This is a genomic window from Streptomyces sp. 5-10 (assembly GCF_014712245.1).
GTDB lineage: Bacteria > Actinomycetota > Actinomycetes > Streptomycetales > Streptomycetaceae > Streptomyces > Streptomyces violaceusniger.
This window is the reverse complement of record NZ_JACVYG010000010.1, coordinates 37,761-59,310: the sequence shown is the minus strand read 5'-3', so window position 1 is coordinate 59,310 and position 21,550 is coordinate 37,761. Positions and strand designations below refer to the sequence as shown.

Sequence of the window (21,550 nt, the reverse complement as noted above, 5' to 3'; positions counted from 1 at the left end):
CCTGCGGGAGGTGGAGGCGAGCTTGCCCGGTTGCCCGTCTGGAACACGCGTGTCAGGACCGGGTGCGTTCGGCCGAGTCCGGTCTGCCGAGGTGAGTGTGGGCGTACTTGCGGAACGCGGCGACCAGGCGGCTGCGGTCGTCGGCGCGAGTGGCCAGTACGACGTGGGCCGGTTCGACGCCGTCGAGGGGAATCGAGGTGAGGTCGGGACGCAGGGCCTGGGTGTGGTGGCCGACGAAGATGGCCACGGCCTGCCCGGCGGCGACGAGTTCGAGCTTGTCCTCGATGGAGTCGATGAGGGGACCGTCGGGCGCGGGGCGGCCGTTGGGGCGGGGGTCGATGCGCCAGTAGGCGCTCCAGGCCGGATCGGAGTCACGCAGTCGGGGCAGGGGTTCGTCGGCGATGTCGTCGAGGGTGAGGTGTTCCTTGCCTGCCAGTCTGTGGTCCAGTGGCAGGATCACGACGCGTGGTTCGTCGTAGAGAACGGTGACGTGTAGCTGATCGGTGGGGAACGGCAGCCGGCTGACGACCGCGTCCACCCGGTATTCCAGCAGCGCGGCTGGGACGTCGTGGAAGGCCACGTGCTGGGCGCGCACATCGGCGTCGGGGTGGCGGTGGCGCATCTGGCGTACGGCGGGTGTGACGATCAGGCCGGTGGTGTAGCCGACGGTGATGCGGCTGGGCTGGGCCGCGGCCTTCGCGCGCGATGGCCTCAGCCGCGGCGCGCAGCAGCGCTGTGGCCTGTGGCAGGAACGCCTGGCCCGCCTCGGTGAGGCGGCTGCCTCGCGGAGTGCGGTCCAGGAGGCGGGCGCCGAGTTGCTGTTCCAGTCGGTGGATCTGACGGCTCAGCGACGGCTGGGTGATGTGCAGGGCTTCGGCGGCGCGGCCGAAATGGCGGTGTTCGGCGATGACGGCGAAGCTGTGCACCAGCCGCAGGTCGAGGTCTACGGCCGTCGGCAGGTCGGGCATGCCCCCAGGATAGTCCTCGGCCACGTCATGCACGGGGTGGTGAGCTGGGGTGATGCTCATGCCGTATTGCGGGTTACGGAGGTTTCATTGGATCGGGGAGGTCGTGCGGGGGCAGGGTGGACGTACCGCCCGGCACCTACTCCGGGGCCGGCTTGACAACTCATCTGGCCAAAGGAGCCCGAGACCCATGCGCGTATTCGTCACCGGTGCGACCGGCTTCATCGGGGCCGCGGTCGTGCGGGAGCTGCTGGATGCCGGGCATCAGGTGCTTGGCCTGGCCCGGTCGGACGCCTCCGCTGCCGCGCTGACCGCGACCGGCGCCGAGGTGCACCGTGGCACCCTGGAGGACCTGGACGGCCTGCGCGCCGGAGCGGCGTCGGCCGACGGCGTGATCCACACCGCGTTCATCCATGACTTCACCGACTTCCACACCTCCGTCGCGGTGGACCTGCGCGCCGTGGAGACCATCGCGCAGGCGCTGGCCGGCACCGATCGCCCCCTGGTGATCAGCTCCGGCACCCCGGGCGTAGCGGGCGGGATGGCGACCGAGGACACCATCCCCGCGCCCGGGACGCCCGCCGCGGCGCGGGGCGGTGCGGAGGAGGCGGTGCTGGCGTTCGCCGACCGCGGCGTGCGCGGCTCGGTGGTACGGCTGCCACGGTCGGTGCACGGCGAGGGCGACCGCCACGGCTTCGTCCCCCGGCTGATCGATATAGCCCGCGAGCGGGGGGTGTCGGCGTATCCGGGCGATGGGGCAAACGCGTGGCCGGCCGTGCACCGGCTGGACGCCGCGCCGCTGTACCGGCTGGCCCTGGAGCAAGCGCCCGCGGGCAGCCTGCTGCACGCGGTGGGCGATGAGGGCATCCCGGTGCGCCAGATCGCCGAGCGCATCGGCGGCCATCTGAACCTGCCGGTCGCGTCCATCCCGGTGGAACACGCCGCCGAGCACTTCGGCTGGCTCGGTCCGATCTTCGCGATGGACGCACCGGCCTCCAGCGCCCTCACCCAAAAACTGATGGACTGGCACCCGGCTCGTCCCGGACTGCTCGCGGACCTCGACGCCGGCCACTACTTCACCCACTGACGCACACCGAGCGGCGAATTTCACCATGAAGACCACCATGAGAGCCACCGCGGTCGTGGACAGTGCGCGGCGAACGCTGGGACCGGTCGGCGTGTGCCTGCCGGTCTCGTCGACCGCTACAGCCTCGGTCGGCGAAGAGCGGGCCGGGGTCCGGCAGCTGGAACACGCCGGTTACCGGGCCGCCTGGACCAACGAGGTCATCGGCAAGGACGCGCTCACGCAACTGTCCGTACTGCTGACCGCTACCGAACGGATGACGTTCGGCACCTGCGTGGCCACCATCTGGGCACGGCCGCCGCAGACCACGCACGCCGCCGCGGCCTACCTCGCACAAGCCCATCCGCACCGGTTCACCCTCGGCCTCGGAGTCGGCTACCGGCAGCAGGCCGAGAGCGTCGGCCGCGGGTTCGGCAGGCCACTGGCCACCCTGCGCGACTACGTCACGGGCATGGACAACCACACCCGGCCACCCGCGCCGGAGGCCGCCTACCCGCGGATCCTCGGCGCGAACGGGCCGAAGATGCTCCAGCTGGCCGCCGAAATCGCCGACGGCGCGCTGCCCGCCGGGCAGCCACCGGAGCACACCGCACGCGCCCGGCAACTGCTCGGCCCGGACAAACTGCTCGTGGTCGGCCAGCTCGTGGTCGTGGACGACGACCGCGACCGGGCACGGGCCAGGGCCCGGCAGGTGGTGACCACCTGGTCCACCAGCGCCACCTTCCGGGCCGGCCTGGCCGAACTCGGCTATCCGGCGAAAGAGAGCGTCCAGGCCAGCGACCGCGTGGTGGACGCCCTCGTCGCCCACGGCGGACCCGACACGATCGCCGCGAAGGTACACGCGCACCTGGCCGCCGGCGCCGACCACGTCACACTGCTCCTCCCCCTCGGCACCGAGTTCACCCCCGGCATCCACCAGCTCACCCTCATCGCGCCGGCACTGACCGACCTCACCTGAACCACACGGCACACATCGCGTGCCTGACCTCGATCAGACCTCCCCAGGAGGAATGCCCCGTGGAAATCATCGACGCCCACCTGCACCTCCCACGGCCATGGTCGCAGTGGAAACACGGCGACGAAGCCTTCTTGGACCTGCAGACCGAGCTCCTGCTCGGACAGATGGACGCCGCAGGCGTGGACGCCGCCGTCATCATCAGCGACCCGCACGCAGCCCCCGCCCACTGGTGCACGGCCGCCACCACCCGGCACCCCGACCGCCTCGCAACCGTCCTGGTATACGACGAGACCGCACCCGACATCACCGACCAGATAGCCAGCGCGCGAAAGACCCCGGGCGTCCTGGGTCTTCGCATCACCACGGCCTGGCCCCCCCGGCAACGTCGAGCGTCTCCGGGCGGGCGCCTACGACCGCTTGCTCAGCACGGCCGAACAACACGGCCTACCCGTATGCGTCCTGAGCCCGGGCCATCTCCCCGACATAGCGGCGGTGGCGCGCGCGTACCCCACCCTGCCACTGATCATCGACCACCTCGGGCTCAATCAGCCACCCTTCATGCCACCCGACGATCCCCCGTGGCGCGACCTCAGGCAACTCCTGACCCTCGCCGACCTTCCCAATGTCTCCGTCAAACTCTCCGGGGCACCGACCCTGTCGGACACGCCGTACCCATACCCCGACATCTGGCCCTGCCTCCGGCAGGTACTGGACGCCTTCGGAACCGACCGCTGCATGTGGGGAACAGACCAGCACCGGGTCTCCGGACGCCTCCACGGCTTCGACCCAGTGCCGAGGTATCCCGGCCACCACTCCTACGCCCAAGCACTCCACTACCTCCTCGACCGCGACGAGCTCACCGAAACGGAGAAAACCGCACTCTTCGGCGGCACCCTCCGCAACATCATGAGCTGGACACCCACCCCGGCACCGCCACCCACCCCACACCCCACCAACTGACGGCTGACGGAACGGCGCTGAAGCCTCCGGCCCACACGGTGCACACATAAGAAGAGCTGGTCGAGCGGAGGACGCATGCACCGTCGACGGCGCTGGCCGACGCGGTGTGGACCCCGTGCGGCGGCGACCTCGATCCACGTGCCCGACCAGAACGCGACCTGGGAATGCGCGAAGACCAGCCGCAGTCTGGAGGACGAGCCGTAGTCTTGGAGGAAGCAGGCCGACGCTTACATTGCTCGGCACAAGCACAGAGCAGGTGATGGTGATGACGCGGTTGCACTAGCCGCCCGCCCGGAGAGTCCGGGAGCCCGGGTGGCTGGTTCCGGAGGAACGAGATGTCCCGCACGGACAAGACCAAACCCTCGTGGGTACGCCACCGCGAGCATGGTGGCCTGCCGCTGCATGACCACCGGCACGGCCCCTGCGACCTTCCGCCACTCCCGCCCCGGGAGGACACCGGCACCCGCTGCCGATGGGCCACGGTCACCGGAATGGCCTCCCCTTGGGCATGCTGTGCGCGCACCCAGGAGCGCTCAGCGTATAAAGAATGGCAGGGGTGGGTGAAGGCCGCCAACCGCAAGGTGCGCTACGCCGGTCGCCGCGCTGCACGCGACTGGCAGATGGACATGGATTGACGTGCACGGTGCACGCCGAGGCGTAAGTCGTCGTTGTGGGGCGGCCCTAATCCGAAGCGCGTTGCCCGGGGGAAGCCGCTGGAGTTCGTGGGCAGGGTGCCTGTGTTCGGCGGTGGCCGGGCTCCCGCGTATCCACGGACGAAAATCCAGCCGGGCAGGGAGCGGCGCAAGCCCGCAGTGGGGCAGCGTCCGGTCGCGTACATCTACCGCCGCTGGTACGGGGAACGGTTGGCGCTGCGGGATCCGGAGAAGTCGGCGAAGACGCGACCGCTGTCGGCTCTGTAGCGCCGGCAGGGGCAGCAGCGGCGCACCTGCACCAACTGCGGCGAGGTGTTCTCGGTCCCGGTGTGGGCGGCGATGAGAGAGCGCGAGCAGGCGATGGCCGAGATCCTCGTCGTGGCCTGCCATGGGGTGTCGGCCAGTTCCATGCGTGTACGCGTGTCATCGTGCCGAACCAGCGTCGGGCGATGGCCGTATCCGTATCGCGATCCCCAAGGGATGGTTGTGATACGGCAAAAACCTTCTTAGGGTGCCGCCATTGCACTGGACAGCGCGGACCGGGCGCCCCATCCGAAGAGAGGCGCCCGGTCTGTCTGGTGCGGAACGCGCCGCGCGGCCACGGCTTTCGCAGGCAGGCAGCCGCACGGCGGAAAGGCCACGCAACCAGTTCCCCGGAGGGTACCGTGAGCCACCCCAATCGGCTACGCCATGCCATCAACACAAGCGGCACAACGCCCCTGATCGGCGTGTTCGACATGTTCTCCGCATCCGTCGCGGCCCGGCACTACGACGGGATGTTCGTCTCCGGATTCGGCTTCGCCGCGTCCCACTACGGGCTGCCCGACATCGGCTTCATCGCCTGGCCGGACATCATCGCCTTCGTCCAGCGCCTGAGACTGGCCTTCCCACGGCAGCACCTGCTCGTGGACATCGACGACGGCTACGTCGATCCGGAAACCGCGTGCCATGTCGTGCGAAGCCTGGAGGCGATCGGTGCCTCCGGCGTCATCCTGGAGGACCAGAAGCGCCCGCGGCGCTGCGGGCACGTCGACGGCAAGCAGGTGCTGCCACTGGAGGAGTACCTGGAGAAGCTCGACATGGTTCTCACCTCGCGCCATGAGCTCGTCGTGGTGGCCCGCACCGACGCGACCGAGGAGGACGAGATCCTGCGCCGCGCCAAGGCGCTGGCCGCGACTGACGCCGACGTCGTGCTCGTGGACGGAGTGCGCAGCGTCGACTGGATCCACAAGGTACGGCGCGTCATCGGCGACAAGCCCCTGCTGTTCAATCAGATCGCCGGCGGCAAGTCGCCCCGGCTGTCGTTGAGCGAGTTATCGGAACTCGGCGTCGACGTCGCCATCTACAGCACCCCCTGCCTGTTCGCGGCCCAGACCGCCATCGACCGGGCACTGTCCGAGCTGCGGGAGGCCGACGGCCGCCTCCCGCAGACCGGTCCGGACACCGTCGGTGTCGCCGAGTGCCTGGCCCTGCTGGAGAAGAACATCAGCCGCCACCACGCACACGCGCCGGCCTGACGTCCGGTGCCGCCAGGAGGGGACCGCACCCCGCGACATGAGCCGTAAGCGGTCCCCGGCCTCTCCCCGGGTCCGGCCTCGGCCTGACCCGGGTCCCATGCCACCGGATTCAAGGCAGGAGCGCATGTCCCGGACCCTCACCCGCGCCCGCCGTCTGGCAGGCCGCGTCGACTGGTACATCGTCGCGCTGTTCAGTGTCATCGGTTTCGCCACTCTCGCCCCGGCCGAGCGGCAGGCGGCGGAGGTCGTCACCGGGCTGACCCAAGTGGCGATCGGAGTGCTGTTCTTCCTCTACGGAGCCAGGCTCTCCCCGTCGGCCGCGCTGGAGGGCGTACGGCACTGGCGGCTGCATCTGCCCGTCCTGGCCCTGACGTTCATTGCCTTCCCGCTGGTCGGACTGGCCATCGCGCTGTTACCGGACCGGATGCTCGGCGCCGAGCTCACCGCCGGTGTGCTTTTCCTGGCGGTGCTGCCCTCCACCGTCCAGTCCTCCATCGCCTTCACCTCCATGGCCCGTGGCAACGTGGCCGCCGCCGTGTGCTCGGCGTCGTTCTCCACGGTGCTGGGCGTCGTCCTCACCCCCGTGCTGGCGGTCCTGCTGATCCAGCGCTCCGAGGACGGCGGCATTCCGATCGGCTTCGGCCAACTCGGCGATATCGCCGTCCAGTTGTTGCTGCCGTTCCTCGCCGGGCAGATGCTGCGGCGCTGGATCTCCGACTGGCTCGGCCGGCACCGCGCTGTGATCAGCGTCTGCGACCGGGGGTCGATTCTGCTGGTGGTCTACTCGGCGTTCAGCCGGGGCATGACCACCGGCATCTGGCAGCGCGTGTCACCGGCGCGACTGGCGCTCCTCGGCGCGCTGTGCGCCCTGCTGCTGGGTGTCGCCCTGCTCTTGGCCAACCGCAGTGCGCGCGTGTTGCGCCTGCCCCGCGAGGACCGGGTGACCGCGGTCTTCTGCGGCGCCACCAAGAGTCTGGCCAGCGGACTGCCCATGGCCTCCGTACTGTTTCCGGCGGGCCGGGTCGCCATGATCGTACTGCCCCTGATGCTCTACCACACCCTTCAACTCGTGGTCTGTGCCTGGCTGGCCCGCCGCTGGCCAACCACCCTCCACACGGCAACGACCCACCCGGCACCCCACACCCCCGACTCGGCCACCAGCCCTCACTCCGGCTCCCCGGCAGGCTGACTCCACGTTTTCCACACCGTGGGCCCGGCCGACGGGGAGGCGTTGTCCCCTTGGGCCGACGCCTTCGGCTGCCGTCCCCCGTGTGCGGGACGCCGACGGGGCAGGTGCACGGGTTCCGCAGGAGGAGGGTCGCGGACGTGCCGGCGGACGGGCGGCGGGTCGTTTTCTCGGTGCGGTTGCGGCGCTTGGTCTGCCCGGTGCTCGGCTGCCCGCGGCGGACGGTCCGCCGATGGCTGGACGGCACGCGACCCGAGCCCGAGCATCAAGTGGCTGGGGCACGTCACGCGCGCGCCTCCGCGGTCTCCTGGGGTGGCCCGGCTCGGCTGCCGAACGCTGGTCGGCCGGGGCGCGGGTCCGGGCCAGCCGCCCGGTTCACGGTGAGCCAGTACCGGGCTGGAGTTCGGCGCAGGCGAGCCGCTGGGGCCGTAACGCCGCGCCCACGGGACGTCCACGGTGCGGTCGCACATCCGCCGCTGCTCGGCCTTCCAGGAGACGTCGGCGGCGAGCCGTACGCAGGTCATCGGCTCCCCGCAACCACAGGTCAGCAGATCGAGTCCCCCAGCTCGGCCCTGAGCACCCCGCGCAGCGGGCCGAGAACGGCGTCGCCGGCCTGGGCGAAGAGCGAGCCCTGGAGATACACGCCCATATCGGCAGTGCACCCAGGTAATCGAGCGTGTGTGAGATCGCCCGTCGCCCGCCCGGTGTTATGAGGTCCATCTGATGGCGGGGTTCAGTCGCCCGGTCCAGTTGAAGACGGCCATGTTGTCCCAGCCGTCCCCGCTGTTGTTGATGTCGGCCGGATCCCAGCCGTTGCCCGGGACCGCGTACCAGGTGGGCTCCCAGTAGAAGACACCGATCGCACCGGCGTTGCGGGCGGTGTTCTGTACGTCGGTGAAGTTGGCGGCCTGGCCCGTCCAGGTGAGCGGATAGCCCGAGCAGCCGGAGGTGACCGAGTTACCGGTGCTGTCGGCGTTCGCCGTGGTGAAGGGGTACGCGGTCTCGGCGATGACCACGTCCTTGCCGTACCGGGACCTCATGTCGGCGACAACGTCGTACAGGGTGGACAGCGGGCCGTGCCACATGCAGTAGTACGACAGCCCGGTGATGTCCCAGCTGACGCCCTTCGCCTTGATCCCGTCGTAGAACCAGCGCGCATGGGCGTCGCTGTCCGCGTTCGCGGTGTGGATGATCACCTTGGTGCCGCCGTTGCACGCCTTGGTGGCGTCTGTGCCCGCCTTGAGCAGAAGGCTGAGGTTGGTGAAGTCGTTGTTGACCACCTTGCCGTCGTTCCACAGCATGCCGACGTTGATCTCGTTGCCGATCTGCACGCTGTCCGGGGCGGTGCCCTGGGCCTTGAGGCTGTTGCAGACGTCGTACGTGTAGTTGTAGACGTCGGTCTGCAACGCGCCGATGCCATGGCTCGCCCAGGCCGCGGGCTTCCGCTGATTGCCCGGGTCGGCCCAGGCGTCCGAGTAGTGGAAGTCGACCAGCAGCTTGAGGCCCTTGGCCTTGACCGTCTTCGCGTACGCCAGCACCTTGGCCTTGTTGTTGTAGCCGCTGGCGGGGTTGTTCCAGATCCGCAGGCGGACGTAGTTCACCCCGGCGCCCTTGAGGATGTCGAGCGGGTCAGCGGCATTGCCGTTCGCGTCGTAGTACGTGGCGCCGAGGTCGAGGGCCCGCTGCGCGGTCGACACATCGGCGCCGCGCATGCTGAGCGCGTTCGCGGCGGACGCTTTGGCCGGCGCGGTGAGCAGGGCCGCCGCCAGGGCGATCACGGCGGCGAGCAGGGCAACCTCGAGCGTGCGCATGCGCCCGGGTCCGGGTCCGGGTCCGGGGCGGCACACGGTCACCGCCTCCTCATCCGATGCGGCACCGCGGCCGCGCCGGGCGCGTGGCCGACCGGGGCCGCGATATGGGCGGCGGCCACGGTGCCGGGGGCGGTGCAGGGCTTGCCGTTCAGGGTGAAGTCACGTGGCGCGGGGTTGCCGCCGGTGTAGTCGCCGTTGAAGCCGACGGTGGTGGAGCCGCCGGTGGCCAGGACGGCGTTCCAGCCCGCGTCGTCGACGGTGACCGCGGTGGCGTTCTGGCGCCAGGTGCCGTTCCAGCCGACTGCCACCTTCTGGTTACCGGTGAAGGAGAAGCCGAGACGCCAGCCGTTGAGGGTGGGGCCCTTGTTGGTGAGCGTGACGGTGGCCGTGAAGCCGGTGCCCCAGTCGTTGCCCACCGCGTAGCCGACCGTGCAGGTGGCCGCGGGGGCCGCGGTGGTGGTCACCCGGACCGGCGCCGATGGCGGGGAGCTGCGGCCTGCGGTGTCCTTGGCCACGATGCGGAAGGTGTAGGCGGTGGCCGGGGACAGTCCCGTGACGGTGGCGCTCGTGGCGGGGGCGTCGACCGTGGCGACCGGGGCTCCCGCGGTGTCGCCGGAGTACACCTGGTAGCTCGCCACCGGGGACGATCCGGCGGCGGACGCGCCCCAGGTGAGGGTGGCCCGGTCCCAACCGACGGCGGTGGCGGCCGGGGCGCCGGGCGCGGTGGGCGGCTTCGCCTCGGAGGCTCCGGCGGGCAGGACGTACTCGGTGATGGAGTAGGCCGGGAAAGTGGTGGTGAAACCGCCGTCGGTCAGCGGCTGATCTGCCAGGTGCTTGATCGCGGTGACATCGTCCTGGCCGTACCGGTAGGCCTGCGCCGAGCCGCCCGGCGCGGTAGCGCCGGTGACGGACACCGGGGCGGTCAGATCACCGGTGGTCTTGTTGACGACGATCACGGTCAGCGCCTTGTCGCCGCTGCGCTGGGCCGCGTAGACCGCGAGCTTGTCCTGGTCGGCGCTGGCGGCGTGGACCGCGGTGTCGCCGAAGGAGCCGCCGTTTCCGTCGTAGTTGCGGAACATGCGGAAGGCGAAGGCGCCGGGCTCGGTGGACGTCGGCGGATCCCACAGGGTGGCGAGGTCCAACCCCTCCCGTCCGAAGATGCCGAGCACATCGGCCTGGGCCAGGGCCCCGTTGATGTGGTCCAGCGCGCCCCAGTTGTACTCGGTGATGGCGAGCTTGGTGCCCGGATAGTTCTCGTCGACCAGGGAGCGCATGCGCGGGATGAACTGGACGGGCTGGTTGATCCAGCTCTCGTCCACGTAGGTGGGGTCCCACAGCTGCCGTGTGGAGCGCAGCCGCAGGGCCTGGGTCTCCGGGTCGACGTTGCCGCTGAACACCCCCGTCTGCTGGGGGTATATGTGCTCGTCGAAGTAGTCCAGGATGCGGCGGTCGTGCGTCTGCTCGTACGCCTTCATCTGCTGGAGGTACCAGGGGGCGAACAGCTGTCCGCCGTGGGCCGCCCGGTCGGGCGGGTTGGACCAGCAGTCGCCGCCCTTCTCGTTGCAGGTCTTCTGGTCGAGACCGGAGTAGACCAGGGAGTTGAAGCCCCAGCCGACCGGGCCGAGGGTCTTCGCCCCGGGGTCGGCGTCCTTGATGGCGGCGGCGGTGGCGTAGGTGCTTTCGCGCATCTCGTCGTAGCCCGTGCCCTCGGGGTGGACGTCCCGGTGGGTGCTCCACCACAGGTCGGGTTCGTTGTCGAGGTTGTAGAAGCGCACACCGCCGTCGTCCGCGGTGCCGTAGGTGCGGTTCAGATACTGCACCCAGCCCTTGGTGAACTCCGGACCGGCGGGGACGCTGGTCTCGGCCGGGTCGTTGCCGGTGACGTTCGTACTGTCGGTCTTCACACCGTTGCCGCAGTCCGGGCGCCACTGGGCGTCGTTCGCCTTCTGCGGGCCGTATTTGGCGATGCTGAAGCCGCAGGCGGCGTTGCGCGCCGCGGTCGTCCAGCCGCTCATCGGCACGGTCAGCACGGTGTCGGTGCCGGTGCGGCGGTTCTGCTCGACGAACTTGTCGGCCTCCGAGCCGTTCGGCAGGTCCGCGGTGCCGTTCTCGTAGTACAGGTTCTCGAAGTACCAGTCGGCGCCCGCGTTGTACGCGTCGAGCTTGTAGTTGTAACGGGTGGTGGCGTTTCCGCCCCACCGGCGGACCGGCAGGCGCAGTTCCTTGGCCAGTGCCTCGTCGGCGAAGTTGATCCCGTAGATGTGCGGGTCGATCGCCTTGCGGCCGGTGGTGGTGTCGACGCTGAGGGCGGGGCCTTCCGGTGCGGCGGAGGAGGCGGCGGGCCGCGCTCCCCCACCCGGTAAGGCGCTCGCCTGGTGAGGACCGGCCAGACCGGCGGCAGCCACCAGCAGCACCACGGCCGCCGACGCGGCTCTCGGAGTCATGCGCCTCGGTCTCGAAGTCATGCGCGTGGGTCTCCTTCTCAACGGCCGTGCCGACGACGGGGACAGGACGGCGAAACAGGAGTGGGAGCGCTCCCACCCTGCGCATGGTCAGTGAGCCCGGCGAGAGTGTCAACCGTCTCGACCGAACCCGGTCGCACCGGCCGCCGTCCCCGCACGTCGTGCGTCATACGCGCTGAGTCGAACCGGCGGCGAGGTACCAGCCGAGGGCCGCGGCGTGCTCGACGAGGTGCTGGCGGTAGCCGCCGTCGACCCATACCTTCCTGATGCCCGGGTGGTCGGCGGTCACCTGGTCGAGGAGCCGGGTGCCGGCCACAGATCCTGCACGCCGGCCTCGGTGACCAGCACCGCGACCAGGAGGCCGATTCAACCAACGTTCGCCCTGTAGTGCCGCGCTATGTGAAGGACGTGGCCGACCGTGGTCATCCGTCACGCTGTCCTCGTGGCTGAGCGTGTGCGGGTGCGAGAGCTCGATGACGACGACGGGCAGCGACTGCTGCGGATTGTGCGCCGGGCACGGGGTCGGTGGTGACCTGCCGGCGGGCCCAGATGGTGTTGTTGTCCGCGCAGGGCGAATTCTGCCGCTACCCGCGCTCGCCGCACCCGGCGGACGTACGCATCGCGATCGTCTGTGACAACTACTCGCCGCACTTGACGACCAAGCGCTGCCAGCGGGTCGGCACGTGGGCGGCTGCCAATAACGCCGAGATCGTCCACACCCCGACCAACAGCTCCTGGCTGAACAGGATCGAGGCCCAGTTCGCCGCCCTTCGCTACTTCGCCCTCGACGGCACCGACCACCCGACCCACAAGGCCCAGGACAGTATGATCCGCCGATACATCATCTGGCGGAACGAGAACGCCGCCGCCAAGCGCCTCACTGCCCTCGTCCACAGGGCGAATGCCGCCTGACCCGCGCCGCCAGCATCTGTCTTGGGTCGTCAGGTCCGGGTCGGTGGCGCACTCATCGCTGCCGTCAGGAACGTGATCGCCCATCGCCGGGCCGCCTCGCCCGCTACCGGGGACACGCAGCCAGGGGAGGACTGCTGGTGGACCTGGAGGCGGTCGACGGCCGCCACGGCAAAGATCCCCCGCATCCGGAACCACAGCTCCTCCGCGGAAAGGCCGGGCAGTACGCGCGCGAAGGCCGCGAAGTAGCGCTCGCGGACCGAGTCCTCGGCCGGGCCGGTCCAGCTGCGTGCCTCCTCGGCCGGGTCGCTGAGGATCGTCACGATCAGCCGGGACCTCCGGGCGCCGCCCTCGTCGCCGGCCGGCATCTCGTCGAACAGCGGCCCCGCGAATGCCTCCACCAGTTCGCTGACCGGTGGGTCGGGGGTCCGGGCGAGCAATTTGTCGAGCCCGGCGCACTGGGCAGCGGTGATGGGCTCGACCACGCGGCGGGCGACTGCCGCCATCAGCTCCGCCTTCGAGCCGAAGTGGTAGCCGACGGCGGCCAGGTTCGCTCCGGCGAGTTTGGTTATCGCGCGGACCGAGGTGCCGCGGTATCCGTGCTCGGCGAAGAGGTCCTCGGCCGCGTCGAGGATCTGGGCGCGGGTGTCTGGGGTCGCCACACGAGGGACTCTACATATGTTTGAATGAAACGAACGTATGAATAAAACGAACGTGTGAAAGAGGGCTGTCATGAAGCTGCTCGTGTACGGCGCCGGGGTTTGCGGCAGCCTGTTCGCCGCCCGCATGCACGAGGCCGGCCACGACGTCTCGCTCCTCGCCCGGGGCGAGCGCCTGACCGCCCTGCGCCGGCAGGGAGTGCGGCTCGCCGAGGAAGACGGCCCTGTCAGGCGGGTGCCGGTACCGGTGATAGAGCACCCGGACGGCGGGTACGAGCTGATCACCGTCTTCGTCCGCACCCACCAGGTGGATGCAGTGCTGGAATCACTCGCCGGTGTCCAAGGTGACGTGCTGTTCCTGCTCAACTGGGCAGCCGGCCCGGAGACGCTGGGTGCGGTGATCGGCCACGAGCGGGTGCTGCTCGGCTTCCCCGCGACTGGCGGCACGATGGACGACGACGTGGTCCGCTACCGCAAGACCAATTTCATCACCCGCCGGGTCGCGATGCCGATCGGCGAGCCCGACGGCCGTACCACCCCGCGACTGGTACGGATCGTGGAGACGTTCCGTACTGCCGGGATCAACGCCAAGGCCGAGCCGCAGATGGATGCCTGGCTCAGGACGCACGCCGCGTTCGAGGTCCCGCTCGGTCAGGCGGTACACGCGGCGGGCGGCCCGGTAGCGCTGGCCGACGCCCCGGACGCGGTACGCGGCATGCTCCACCTCATGCGGCAGAATCTCGCCGCGATGGAGACGCCGCCGGTACCTCGCGCGTTCGCCGCGTTGCGGGCTCTGCCGCAAGGGCTCCTTGTGGCCGTGCTCCGGCGCTTCCTGAAGAGCCCGACGGCCGTGCACAGCGGACTCAACGACCCCTCGCCTGCCACGGCGGCCGAACTCGAGCGGCTGGCCGAACAGCTCCGTGCCCCTGCGGGAGCCCGCTACTGATGATCTTTGTGTGGTGTCGCGCCATGGCCGACGATCGTCGCAGTTCAAGCGGATGCCGAGGGCGACACCACGCGTGGAATCTCAGTAAGCGACCCAGGACGGCAACCGCTGACCTCATGACCAGGCGTGGCGGTGAACGTGACGGCTGCGACAGCCGATACAGCCGGCGGCAACGCACAACCGCCCATCCGGGAAACGGGTACGGATCTGCTTGAGGAATGCAAGGAACTCCTGCCAGCGCTCACTGTCGCGAAACCGGCAAAACAGCCGGCCAGCGACCAACCACAAAGACCGGGAACACGGACCACCTCCACCGCGAAGCCCGGACCGCGGCCCACCTACCAGGCCCTGACGACCCGCCAGGAAACCCACCAGCCAGGGCACCAGGCGTCGCCGGGTCCGCGTGTGAGCCGTACACGATGACCGGCTGCGGACTCATCCGTGCTCACGGTCCGGTGACGGCTGTCACGGGAGTCTGTTCGCGTAGGCACCAGGCGAGTGCGGTCGGCCATGGACCATCAGAAAGCGTCGCGCCAACACCCGGGACCAACGCCCCACGCACCACCCCGGAAGGGCGGCGCAGATCTGAGAAAGTTCCTCGAAACCGAGTGTGGGGCTGGGTTCGTGCTGGTCAGGCATAGCGAGAGCGGACGGCCCGGTAGGCGAGTGGAGGAGCTGCAGACCGAGCTGGAAACGGCGCAGTCGGAGTGGGACGAGTGGCTGATCGCCAGCAGGGGGTCGGCGAGACCCGGGCCGGTTGTTCCTCCCTGGCGGGAGGAACTGTCCGCCAAGGTGCCGGCGCCGTAGCATCAGCAGGCCCCGGCCCCCGGACCCGGGCCGTCCTGGGCGTCGGCGTTCGGGGCGGGGCTCAGTCCCACCATGAGTTCCGCGAAGGCGCCCGCGGCGCTGCGGGAGGTGAAGAGGCGGTCGAGCCTGGCGCGGGCCAGCCCTCGTTGGAAGGGGCCGGAGTGGGTGTCGTCACCGGCGTCGTGGAGGGTCCGGGTCAGCCAGTGAGAGAACTCCTGGTCGTTCCAGACCCGGCGGAGGCAGCGCCGTGAGTAGGTATGCAGACCGGTGTCGTCGTGGTCGTGGACGGAGTCCCGGACGGCGCGGGCGAAGAGATCTGCCTCGTAGAGGGCGAGGTTCATGCCTTTGCCGCCCAAGGGAGAGACGATGTGGGCGGCGTCGCCGACGAGGAAGAGGCGGCCGTACTGCATGGGGTCGTGGACGAGGCTTCGGAGCCGGAAGATTTCGCGGTCGGTGATCGGGCCGGATACGAGGGCGGGGTCGGCGAGCCGGGTGCGCAGGGCCTCCCAGACGCGGCTATCGGGCCAGGCGTCGGGATGGTCGTCGGGTGGGCACTGAAGGTAGTAGCGGCTGGTGTGCGGGCCGCGGGCGAAGTGGGCGGCGAAGCCGTACGGACTGACGGCGAGGAGGGGGCGGGCCGGGGGCGGGGCGTCGGCGAGTACGGTGAGCCAACCGATGCCGTGGTCGAAGGTGTGGGCGGTGAGAACGCCGTTGGGAACGGCGGCGCGGCTGATGCCATGGTCACCGTCGCAGCCGGCGACGAAGGCACACGTGATGGCGCGGAGAGTGCCGTCGGCGGTGCGGTAGCGGACGGTCGGGCGGTCGCCGACCAGGTCGTCCAGAGAGATGTCGGCGACCTCGAATCGCAGGTCGCCGCCATCGGCAAGGTACGCGGCGGTGAGCCTTTGGACCAGCACCTGCTGGGGACAGAGGCGGGCCCGGAGACCGTCGGAGCCGTCGTCGTCGGACACGAGGTGGCTCTCGCCGTCCATCCGGAACTCCAGGAAGCCGTCGGACGGTGGGCCATCGAGGACTTGGTCGGCCAGCCCCCAGGAGTCGAACATCCGGACGGCACGGGTTTCGACGATACCGGCCCGCTGGCGCTGTGCCACCCGCTCGCGGCTCCGGCGTTCCAGGACCACACAATCGATGCCACTGCGCCGCAGCAGGTTGGCGACGGTCAGACCAGCCGGGCCCGCGCCGATCACGGCAACGGTCGTATACTCCGGCGACTCCGGCAACTCCGTGTGTTCTGCGGCCACTTGACACCTCCTATGTCAGCGTAACCAAGTACCCGACGTTCGAGCTGACGGACCAGCGATGCCACCGCCACCGCGGCCTGGGTGTTCCAGATCTACGACCGAGACCAGGTTGGCCGCTGCCAGGACGTTGTTGAGCAGCTTGACCACATTGCCGGAGCCGGGGCCGGGGCCGCCGAGATGCTGGTACTGGCCGCCGGTCAGGGCCTCGAGGACAGGCCTGGCCGTGTCGAGGGCCTGCTCCGTGGCACCGCCGAAGGCGGTCAGCCGACCTTCCGCGGGCTCCGTCGCGGCCGCCCGAGACGGGCGCGTCGACGAAGGCCGCGCCCTGGTCCGCGGCGAGGGAGGAGAGCGAGGCGCTCGTGGCCGGCTCCGACGTCAATGTCAAGGACTGCCGGCCGAGTGTCGCGGCGCGGGGCCGCGACAACGGCTGGGGTTATCAGCAGACCGTCTTGGCCGGGCGTGCGCTCCCAGGAAGGCGTGGATGGCGTAGACGGCTGTCCAGGAGTACCCGGCGTGCAGCAGCTCGGTGGCGGTGGATGCGGCCTGCTTGTGGCCCTGCCGCGCGAACGGCAGGGCTGTGGTCCGGGTGAGCTGTTCCTCGAGCAGCGTGCCGTGATTACCGATGGATCTGCGCGGGTCAGCGCAGTCCGGCGAAGAGATCGTTCTCGGGTACGGCGGCGCCGGTGGCGTCCTTGACACGTACGTAGGTCTCCATGCCCATCAACTCGCCGAACCTCTCCTTGCCCATCTTGAGGAAGAAGATGTTCTCGCCCTGACTGGCGTGCGCGGCCAGCGCATCGAACTTCTGACCGCTGAACGCGGTGGTGTCCACCCACGTGGTGATCTCATCGTCGGGGAGGCCGATCTCGGCCATCGCAGCGGCCTCGGCAGGATCCGGCTCCGGCATGTCCTCATGGAACTCGCGCATGGTCTCCCCGAACCGCCGCATCATCGAGCGGGGCATCGTCGTCCAATACACCTTCGGTGTCAGCGTGGTCATCTCCAGCGCCGCCATCGTGATGCGGTGGGCCTGGATGTGGTCGGGGTGGCCGTAGAAGCCGTTCTCGTCGTAGGTGACGACCACATCGGGTCGGTAGTGCCGCATGAGTTCCGCGAGTCGGGCGGCGCCTTCCTCCACGGGGGTCTGCCAGAAGGACCCGGGGGCGTCGTTGCTCGGCCAGCCGGTCATCCCGGAGTCGGCATAGTCCAGCATCTCCAGATCGCTGACCTTCAGGACGTCACAGCTCGCCTTGAGCTCTTGACGGCGCATCAGGGCGACGGCCGCCGGATCGTGCCCGGGATCACCCGGCTTGACACCCCCCGGTCCGTCACCGCAACCGCCGTCGGTACACGTCACGAGAACCGTCCGGATGCCCTCCGCCGCGTACCGCGCGAGGACCCCTCCGGTTCCGGTGGCCTCGTCGTCGGGGTGGGCGTGTACGGCCATGAGCGTCAAGGGCCGGTCAGTCATGAAACAGTCCTCCTGCAGAAATACGTCTTGATCCAAGTGCGCGGCGGGCGTACCGCGGTCCTGGCGCCCGGATCCTGGTGGGGCGGACGACCTTGTCGTCCCTCGACCAGCCCACCCGAACGGAAGCGTTCAGTCTTGCTTGAGCAGATGCAGTGCCGACAAGGGCCCACCGAGTTGCATCAGCCGTCCCCCGTTGCGCAGGTCGCCGATCGGGACGGCGGCGAAGCCGAACTGCTCCACCAAGGCCCGGACCGCCTCGACGGCGTCTGCGTCGTCTCCGGCCAGGAACAGTACCTGGCGGCCCGCGTCATGGCGCGGGTCGGCCTCAATGTACCGGCCGTACACCGTGTTGAACACCTTCACCACGCGCGCGCCCGGCAGCAGTGACGCGACGTACTCGCTGCCCGTCAGGTCGCCGAGGTCCGCGATGCGCGGTTTCGGTCCGGTCGCCTCGAACTGGTTTGTGGCGTCCATGACGATGCGGCCGTCGAACGGTCCCAGGCCCCGGACGGCGTCAGGGATCTCCGGCCATGGCACGGCCGGCAGCACCAGGTCCCCCACCGCGGGGTTCGGCCAGCGCCCGCGGCCCGCGGCTGTTGCTGAGCACGACCTCGTGGCCGTGCCTGAGCGCATGGCGGGCGACCGCGGTCGCGATCTGCCCGGCGCCCAGCGTGCCGATCCTCATGACTGTCCTTCGTGGTGCGCGGCAGTGACGCGGACCACGACATGGCCGGGCGGGGGCTCGGGCGGGCGCAGCGCATCCCGTAGCTCAAGGCCGGCCGGGGTGGCGGTGAGGGCTCGCACGGGACTCCTTTGATGTTGATCGACCTTAATCCATCCGAGGTTTATGATGAGAGGTGTCATCAAAACTTGTCAAGTGTCGCTCAGGAGTCGCCCGTGCCCCGGATCACCCAGGAGGAGAAGGCCCACAACCGCCGCAACATCGTCGCCGCCGCCGCACGCCTGTTCCGCCTGCACGGCATCGACGGTGTGGGCATCGCGGATCTGATGAAGGAAGCCGGCCTCACGCACGGCGGTTTCTACAACCACTTCCCGTCGAAGGACGCGCTCGCGGTGGAAGTGTGCCGCGCCGCCTTCGAGCAGTCCCTCGGCACGCTCGACGCAATGATCGAGGCGGGCGCGACGCCCGAGGGGACGCCACTGGAACGGGCCGTGGCGGTCTACCTGTCCACCGACCACCGCGACCACCCCGACGGCGGCTGCCCCTCGTCGTCCCTGATCGCAGACGCGGGCCGCGACGGTGAGAGCGTCCAGGGCGCCTATGCGGAAGGAGTGGACGGCTACCTGGCCGGCTTCACCGCCGAACTCATCCGCATGGGCCTTTCCGAACAGGACGCTCGGGCACGTGCGATCCGTTTGCTGAGCGAGCTGATCGGCTCGATGATGCTCGCCCGTGCGGTGCGCGAGGTCCGCCCCCAACTGTCCGACGAGATTCTCGGCAGCGTACGAGCACAGGCGCTGCAGATCGACCACGCCCCGAGCTGATCACAGAGCCGATCCACTCGGCGAGCCAGGGCTCTGCGGCCGATGGAAGCCGGCCGCATCCGCGCCCAAGGGCGCCACGAGGAACTGCTGGAATCGGACGCGCTCTACCGCGACCCGGTCGAGCCGCTGCGCATCGCCGCGTACGCCGGCCCAAGCGCGCAGGACGACGTCGTGCCGGCGTCGATATGGATGCCGAGACCGCCGAGCCGCTCCGGAAACGGGGGCTCGTCGGGCCGGCGCCATGCGTCTCAGCGTTCCAGCAGCACCCGGACGTCCCAGGACCGCAGCCTCAGCTCCTCCCCCGCCGGGTGCTCCGTACCGTCGAGCACGTCCCGGACCGCGGCGGGGAGCCGGACCGCCGCCTCGTCCCAGGACCAGTTGTGGACGAAGCGCACCCTGCGCCCGTCGGCGGCGGTGGCGCCCGTGCAGGTGACGCTCTCCTGGGCGAACCTCCAGTCGCCCGCCCGCTCCGGGACCGCCCACCGGAACAGCGACGCGGCCAGCACCGGGTCCGGCACGGTGCCCACGTACGTCACCCGGCCGGCACCGTGGGCGTGCGTGGTGACGGCGGGCCAGCGGCCGAAGTGCGGATGGTCGTATCCGGCCAGGACCTGTGCGCCGTCGGTCCGGACGCCGTCCGCCCAGCGGGTGGCCGCCGCTCCGTCCGGCAGCGTGAGGGGGGAGCCGGGCGCGGGGTGCACCGGCAGATCGCCGGAGAGGTTGCTGAACTCGTCGTACCAGGCCCCCGCCGCCTCCGCGAGGCGCGCGGGCATCACATCGGTGCGGGCCCTGGCGCCCGGGTCCCCGTACCCGGTGCGCGGGCCGAGCACGAGGTGGCCGCCCGCGGCGGCGTAGTCGGCCAGCCAGTCGAGCGTCGCGTCGTCCACGGCGTACAGACCCGGCGCGACCAGGACCGGATGTCGCACGGCGGCTTCCCCCGCGGTGGCACCGGTGAGCTGGCCGGTGTGCAGGAGCCGGACCTGGAGCCCGGCGTCGAACGCGCCCCGGTAGAAGGGCTCGAACAGGCCCTGGTACGAGCGCCGGTCCGGACCGCCGTCCGGCGCGGCCAGCGGCGGCTGGAACGCCAGCGCCCATTTGCTCGCCGACGAGTAGACCATCGCCACATCCGCGTCCGGTGTCAGCCCGGCGACCAGGTCCCCCGCACTCGCCAGCTCCTGGCCGAGGCGCGCGATCTCCCGGTAGGCACGCCCGGGACGGCCGCTGTGCGGCAGCACACCGCCCCAATAGGTCTCCGTGCCGAAGTGCAGGGTGTGCCAGTGCCAGTACTCGATCATGCGCGCCCCGCGCGAGATCAGCGCCCAGGCGGCCTGACGCCATTGTCCGTCGTAGGCGGGCCGGTTGTGCCAGGAGTGGCCGATGGACTGGGCATCGGTCTCGGTGACCAGGAACGGCTCCTGGCGCGAGGAGAACATCCGGTCCGCGCTCTGGTACAGCGCCCAGGTCCCGTTGGTGGTCCATCCCTGGCCGCCGGTGGCCGGATCGGGCAGCGCCAGGCCGTCCTGCATGGTGTAGTACGGGTTGCCCGCGGTGATGTCGAGCCGGCCGGCCAGGGCCTGGTCGTCCAGCGCGGGCCGGTCGTAGGCGATGCATGTGGTGACGAAGTGTTCCGGGCGGGCGTACTCGCGCACGATGTCCGCCTGCCAGCCGATGAACTCGGTGGTCTGCTCGGCCTGGAAACGCCGCCACGCCAGGTCGTACTGCGGCTGCGCGTTGCCGTCCGGGGTCCACAGGTCGGCCCAGGTGGACAGCCGGTGCGACCAGTAGACCAGACCCCATTCCCGGTTCAGGGTCTCGACGTCGCCGTAAGTCCTGCGCAGGTGGTCCACGAAGCGCTGGAACACACCGTGGTTGTGGAGCAGTTCGTTGCCCGGTTCGTTGTCGACCTGGAAGCCGAGCACCGCGGGGTGTCCGGCGTAGCGGGCCAGGATGGCGCGGACGACGCGCTCCGCGTGGAAGCGGAAGGCGGGGTGGGTGAAGTCCACCTCCTGCCGGGCGCCCCAGGGGATGCGCTCGCCGGTGCGCCGCTCCCCCGCGATCTCGGGGTACAGCCGGGCGAGCCACGGCGGTACGGCGTACGTCGGCGTCCCGAGTACGACACCGATGCCGCGCTCATGCGCCCCGTCGAGCACCGGTCGCAGCCAGTCGAGGTCGAACCGCCCGTTCTCGGGCTCCCAGGTGGACCACACCGATTCGCCGACCCGGATAACGGAGAATCCCGCCCGCGCCATCAGGTCCAGGTCGGTCTCGAGTCGTTCGTAGGGCTGGTATTCGTGGTAATAGGCGGCGCCGAACAGCACGCGCGGGGGAAGCTCGGACACGAGTCCTCCTCTGTCGAGGGTGAGGGGAGCGGCCGGGGCGGTGGGGTGAGGTGCC

General features: G+C 70.1%; 17 protein-coding genes and 5 pseudogenes. 9 read left to right on the top strand and 13 right to left on the bottom strand.

The window, feature by feature from the left end:
- Nucleotides 1-52: 52 nt before the first annotated feature.
- Nucleotides 53-968, bottom strand: a pseudogene (locus IEJ02_RS14785) (LysR family transcriptional regulator).
- Nucleotides 969-1,155: 187 nt separating this feature from the next.
- Here IEJ02_RS14785 and IEJ02_RS14780 point away from each other — a divergent pair.
- The 3 genes and pseudogenes from IEJ02_RS14780 to IEJ02_RS14770 all read left to right on the top strand — a co-directional run.
- Nucleotides 1,156-2,052: an SDR family oxidoreductase gene (locus IEJ02_RS14780; protein WP_191065293.1), complete on the top strand. Its 897-nt coding sequence runs from the start codon at nucleotides 1,156-1,158 to the stop codon at nucleotides 2,050-2,052.
- A gap of 37 nt (nucleotides 2,053-2,089) precedes the next feature.
- On the top strand, nucleotides 2,090-3,007 hold the full coding sequence (locus IEJ02_RS14775) for a TIGR03620 family F420-dependent LLM class oxidoreductase (protein ID WP_191065292.1): 918 nt from the start codon (nucleotides 2,090-2,092) through the stop codon (nucleotides 3,005-3,007).
- 390 nt (nucleotides 3,008-3,397) lie between these two features.
- Nucleotides 3,398-3,967, top strand: a pseudogene (locus IEJ02_RS14770) (amidohydrolase family protein); the annotation flags it as partial.
- Nucleotides 3,968-4,805: 838 nt separating this feature from the next.
- On the opposite strand, the gene IEJ02_RS14765 reads toward IEJ02_RS14770, so the two are convergent.
- Nucleotides 4,806-5,030 (bottom strand): hypothetical protein, encoded by a 225-nt coding sequence (locus IEJ02_RS14765; protein WP_191065291.1) that lies wholly within the window; start codon nucleotides 5,028-5,030, stop codon nucleotides 4,806-4,808.
- A 255-nt stretch (nucleotides 5,031-5,285) separates the two neighbouring features.
- Between IEJ02_RS14765 and IEJ02_RS14760 the strand changes: the two genes are divergently transcribed.
- From IEJ02_RS14760 to IEJ02_RS14750, 3 genes and pseudogenes are all read left to right on the top strand, one after another.
- Nucleotides 5,286-6,137, top strand: a complete 852-nt coding sequence (locus tag IEJ02_RS14760; protein WP_191065290.1) for an isocitrate lyase/PEP mutase family protein — start codon at nucleotides 5,286-5,288, stop codon at nucleotides 6,135-6,137.
- Nucleotides 6,138-6,261: 124 nt separating this feature from the next.
- Nucleotides 6,262-7,326, top strand: a complete 1,065-nt coding sequence (locus IEJ02_RS14755; RefSeq protein ID WP_191065289.1) for a bile acid:sodium symporter family protein — start codon at nucleotides 6,262-6,264, stop codon at nucleotides 7,324-7,326.
- A gap of 80 nt (nucleotides 7,327-7,406) precedes the next feature.
- Nucleotides 7,407-7,511: pseudogene (locus IEJ02_RS14750) on the top strand (transposase family protein); the annotation flags it as partial.
- A 519-nt stretch (nucleotides 7,512-8,030) separates the two neighbouring features.
- Here the strand turns inward: IEJ02_RS14750 and IEJ02_RS14745 are convergent.
- The 3 genes and pseudogenes from IEJ02_RS14745 to IEJ02_RS14735 form a co-directional block, all read right to left on the bottom strand.
- Complete coding sequence (locus tag IEJ02_RS14745) at nucleotides 8,031-9,134, bottom strand: glycoside hydrolase family 53 protein (protein WP_191065288.1); 1,104 nt, start codon at nucleotides 9,132-9,134, stop codon at nucleotides 8,031-8,033.
- 38 nt (nucleotides 9,135-9,172) lie between these two features.
- Nucleotides 9,173-11,578 carry a glycoside hydrolase family 44 protein gene (locus tag IEJ02_RS14740; protein WP_191065287.1) on the bottom strand — a complete coding sequence of 802 codons (2,406 nt, stop codon included), beginning with the start codon at nucleotides 11,576-11,578 and terminating at the stop codon, nucleotides 9,173-9,175.
- Nucleotides 11,579-11,798: 220 nt separating this feature from the next.
- Nucleotides 11,799-11,962: pseudogene (locus IEJ02_RS14735) on the bottom strand (IS5 family transposase); the annotation flags it as partial.
- A 207-nt stretch (nucleotides 11,963-12,169) separates the two neighbouring features.
- Here IEJ02_RS14735 and IEJ02_RS14725 point away from each other — a divergent pair.
- Nucleotides 12,170-12,508: pseudogene (locus IEJ02_RS14725) on the top strand (hypothetical protein); the annotation flags it as partial.
- Nucleotides 12,509-12,537: 29 nt separating this feature from the next.
- Here IEJ02_RS14725 and IEJ02_RS14720 read toward each other — a convergent pair.
- Nucleotides 12,538-13,167 (bottom strand): TetR/AcrR family transcriptional regulator, encoded by a 630-nt coding sequence (locus tag IEJ02_RS14720; protein ID WP_191065286.1) that lies wholly within the window; start codon nucleotides 13,165-13,167, stop codon nucleotides 12,538-12,540.
- 70 nt (nucleotides 13,168-13,237) lie between these two features.
- On the opposite strand from IEJ02_RS14720, the gene IEJ02_RS14715 reads away from it, so the two are divergent.
- Nucleotides 13,238-14,110 carry a ketopantoate reductase family protein gene (locus IEJ02_RS14715; RefSeq protein WP_191065285.1) on the top strand — a complete coding sequence of 291 codons (873 nt, stop codon included), beginning with the start codon at nucleotides 13,238-13,240 and terminating at the stop codon, nucleotides 14,108-14,110.
- Nucleotides 14,111-14,919: 809 nt separating this feature from the next.
- On the opposite strand, the gene IEJ02_RS14710 is transcribed toward IEJ02_RS14715, so the two are convergent.
- The 6 genes from IEJ02_RS14710 to IEJ02_RS49875 all read right to left on the bottom strand — a co-directional run bounded on the left by IEJ02_RS14710 (nucleotide 14,920) and on the right by IEJ02_RS49875 (nucleotide 18,454).
- A complete protein-coding gene (locus tag IEJ02_RS14710; protein WP_317985799.1) occupies nucleotides 14,920-16,179 on the bottom strand; it encodes a 4-hydroxybenzoate 3-monooxygenase in 1,260 nt (419 codons plus the stop codon).
- A 10-nt stretch (nucleotides 16,180-16,189) separates the two neighbouring features.
- On the bottom strand, nucleotides 16,190-16,558 hold the full coding sequence (locus IEJ02_RS50765) for an NAD(P)-binding domain-containing protein (RefSeq protein WP_223863859.1): 369 nt from the start codon (nucleotides 16,556-16,558) through the stop codon (nucleotides 16,190-16,192).
- A gap of 258 nt (nucleotides 16,559-16,816) precedes the next feature.
- Nucleotides 16,817-17,650, bottom strand: coding sequence for a PIG-L family deacetylase (locus tag IEJ02_RS14700; protein WP_191065284.1), 834 nt, complete (start codon nucleotides 17,648-17,650; stop codon nucleotides 16,817-16,819).
- Nucleotides 17,651-17,779: 129 nt separating this feature from the next.
- On the bottom strand, nucleotides 17,780-18,199 hold the full coding sequence (locus IEJ02_RS14695) for an NADPH-dependent F420 reductase (RefSeq protein ID WP_317985798.1): 420 nt from the start codon (nucleotides 18,197-18,199) through the stop codon (nucleotides 17,780-17,782).
- Nucleotides 18,165-18,335, bottom strand: a complete 171-nt coding sequence (locus IEJ02_RS50385; protein WP_317985797.1) for an NAD(P)-binding domain-containing protein — start codon at nucleotides 18,333-18,335, stop codon at nucleotides 18,165-18,167. Before IEJ02_RS50385 ends, IEJ02_RS14695 begins: the two co-directional genes overlap by 35 nt.
- Nucleotides 18,332-18,454 (bottom strand): hypothetical protein, encoded by a 123-nt coding sequence (locus IEJ02_RS49875; protein ID WP_263407944.1) that lies wholly within the window; start codon nucleotides 18,452-18,454, stop codon nucleotides 18,332-18,334. The genes IEJ02_RS50385 and IEJ02_RS49875 overlap by 4 nt, the downstream gene beginning before the upstream one ends.
- 12 nt (nucleotides 18,455-18,466) lie before the next feature.
- Between IEJ02_RS49875 and IEJ02_RS14690 the strand changes: the two genes are divergently transcribed.
- Complete coding sequence (locus IEJ02_RS14690; protein ID WP_223863829.1) at nucleotides 18,467-19,156, top strand: TetR/AcrR family transcriptional regulator; 690 nt, start codon at nucleotides 18,467-18,469, stop codon at nucleotides 19,154-19,156.
- A 248-nt stretch (nucleotides 19,157-19,404) separates the two neighbouring features.
- On the opposite strand, the gene IEJ02_RS14685 is transcribed toward IEJ02_RS14690, so the two are convergent.
- A complete protein-coding gene (locus IEJ02_RS14685; RefSeq protein WP_191065283.1) occupies nucleotides 19,405-21,495 on the bottom strand; it encodes a beta-galactosidase in 2,091 nt (696 codons plus the stop codon).
- Nucleotides 21,496-21,550: the final 55 nt, after the last annotated feature.

Coding starts and splice junctions, on each gene's coding strand:
- IEJ02_RS14780 (WP_191065293.1), top strand. CDS start 1,156: ATGCGCGTATTCGTCACCGGTGCGACCGGCTTCATCGGGGCCGCGGTC.
- IEJ02_RS14775 (WP_191065292.1), top strand. CDS start 2,090: ATGAGAGCCACCGCGGTCGTGGACAGTGCGCGGCGAACGCTGGGACCG.
- IEJ02_RS14765 (WP_191065291.1), bottom strand. CDS start 5,030: ATGGAACTGGCCGACACCCCATGGCAGGCCACGACGAGGATCTCGGCC.
- IEJ02_RS14755 (WP_191065289.1), top strand. CDS start 6,262: ATGTCCCGGACCCTCACCCGCGCCCGCCGTCTGGCAGGCCGCGTCGAC.
- IEJ02_RS14745 (WP_191065288.1), bottom strand. CDS start 9,134: ATGCGCACGCTCGAGGTTGCCCTGCTCGCCGCCGTGATCGCCCTGGCG.
- IEJ02_RS14740 (WP_191065287.1), bottom strand. CDS start 11,578: ATGACTCCGAGAGCCGCGTCGGCGGCCGTGGTGCTGCTGGTGGCTGCC.
- IEJ02_RS14715 (WP_191065285.1), top strand. CDS start 13,238: ATGAAGCTGCTCGTGTACGGCGCCGGGGTTTGCGGCAGCCTGTTCGCC.
- IEJ02_RS14700 (WP_191065284.1), bottom strand. CDS start 17,650: ATGACTGACCGGCCCTTGACGCTCATGGCCGTACACGCCCACCCCGAC.
- IEJ02_RS50385 (WP_317985797.1), bottom strand. CDS start 18,335: ATGAGGATCGGCACGCTGGGCGCCGGGCAGATCGCGACCGCGGTCGCC.
- IEJ02_RS14690 (WP_223863829.1), top strand. CDS start 18,467: ATGTTGATCGACCTTAATCCATCCGAGGTTTATGATGAGAGGTGTCAT.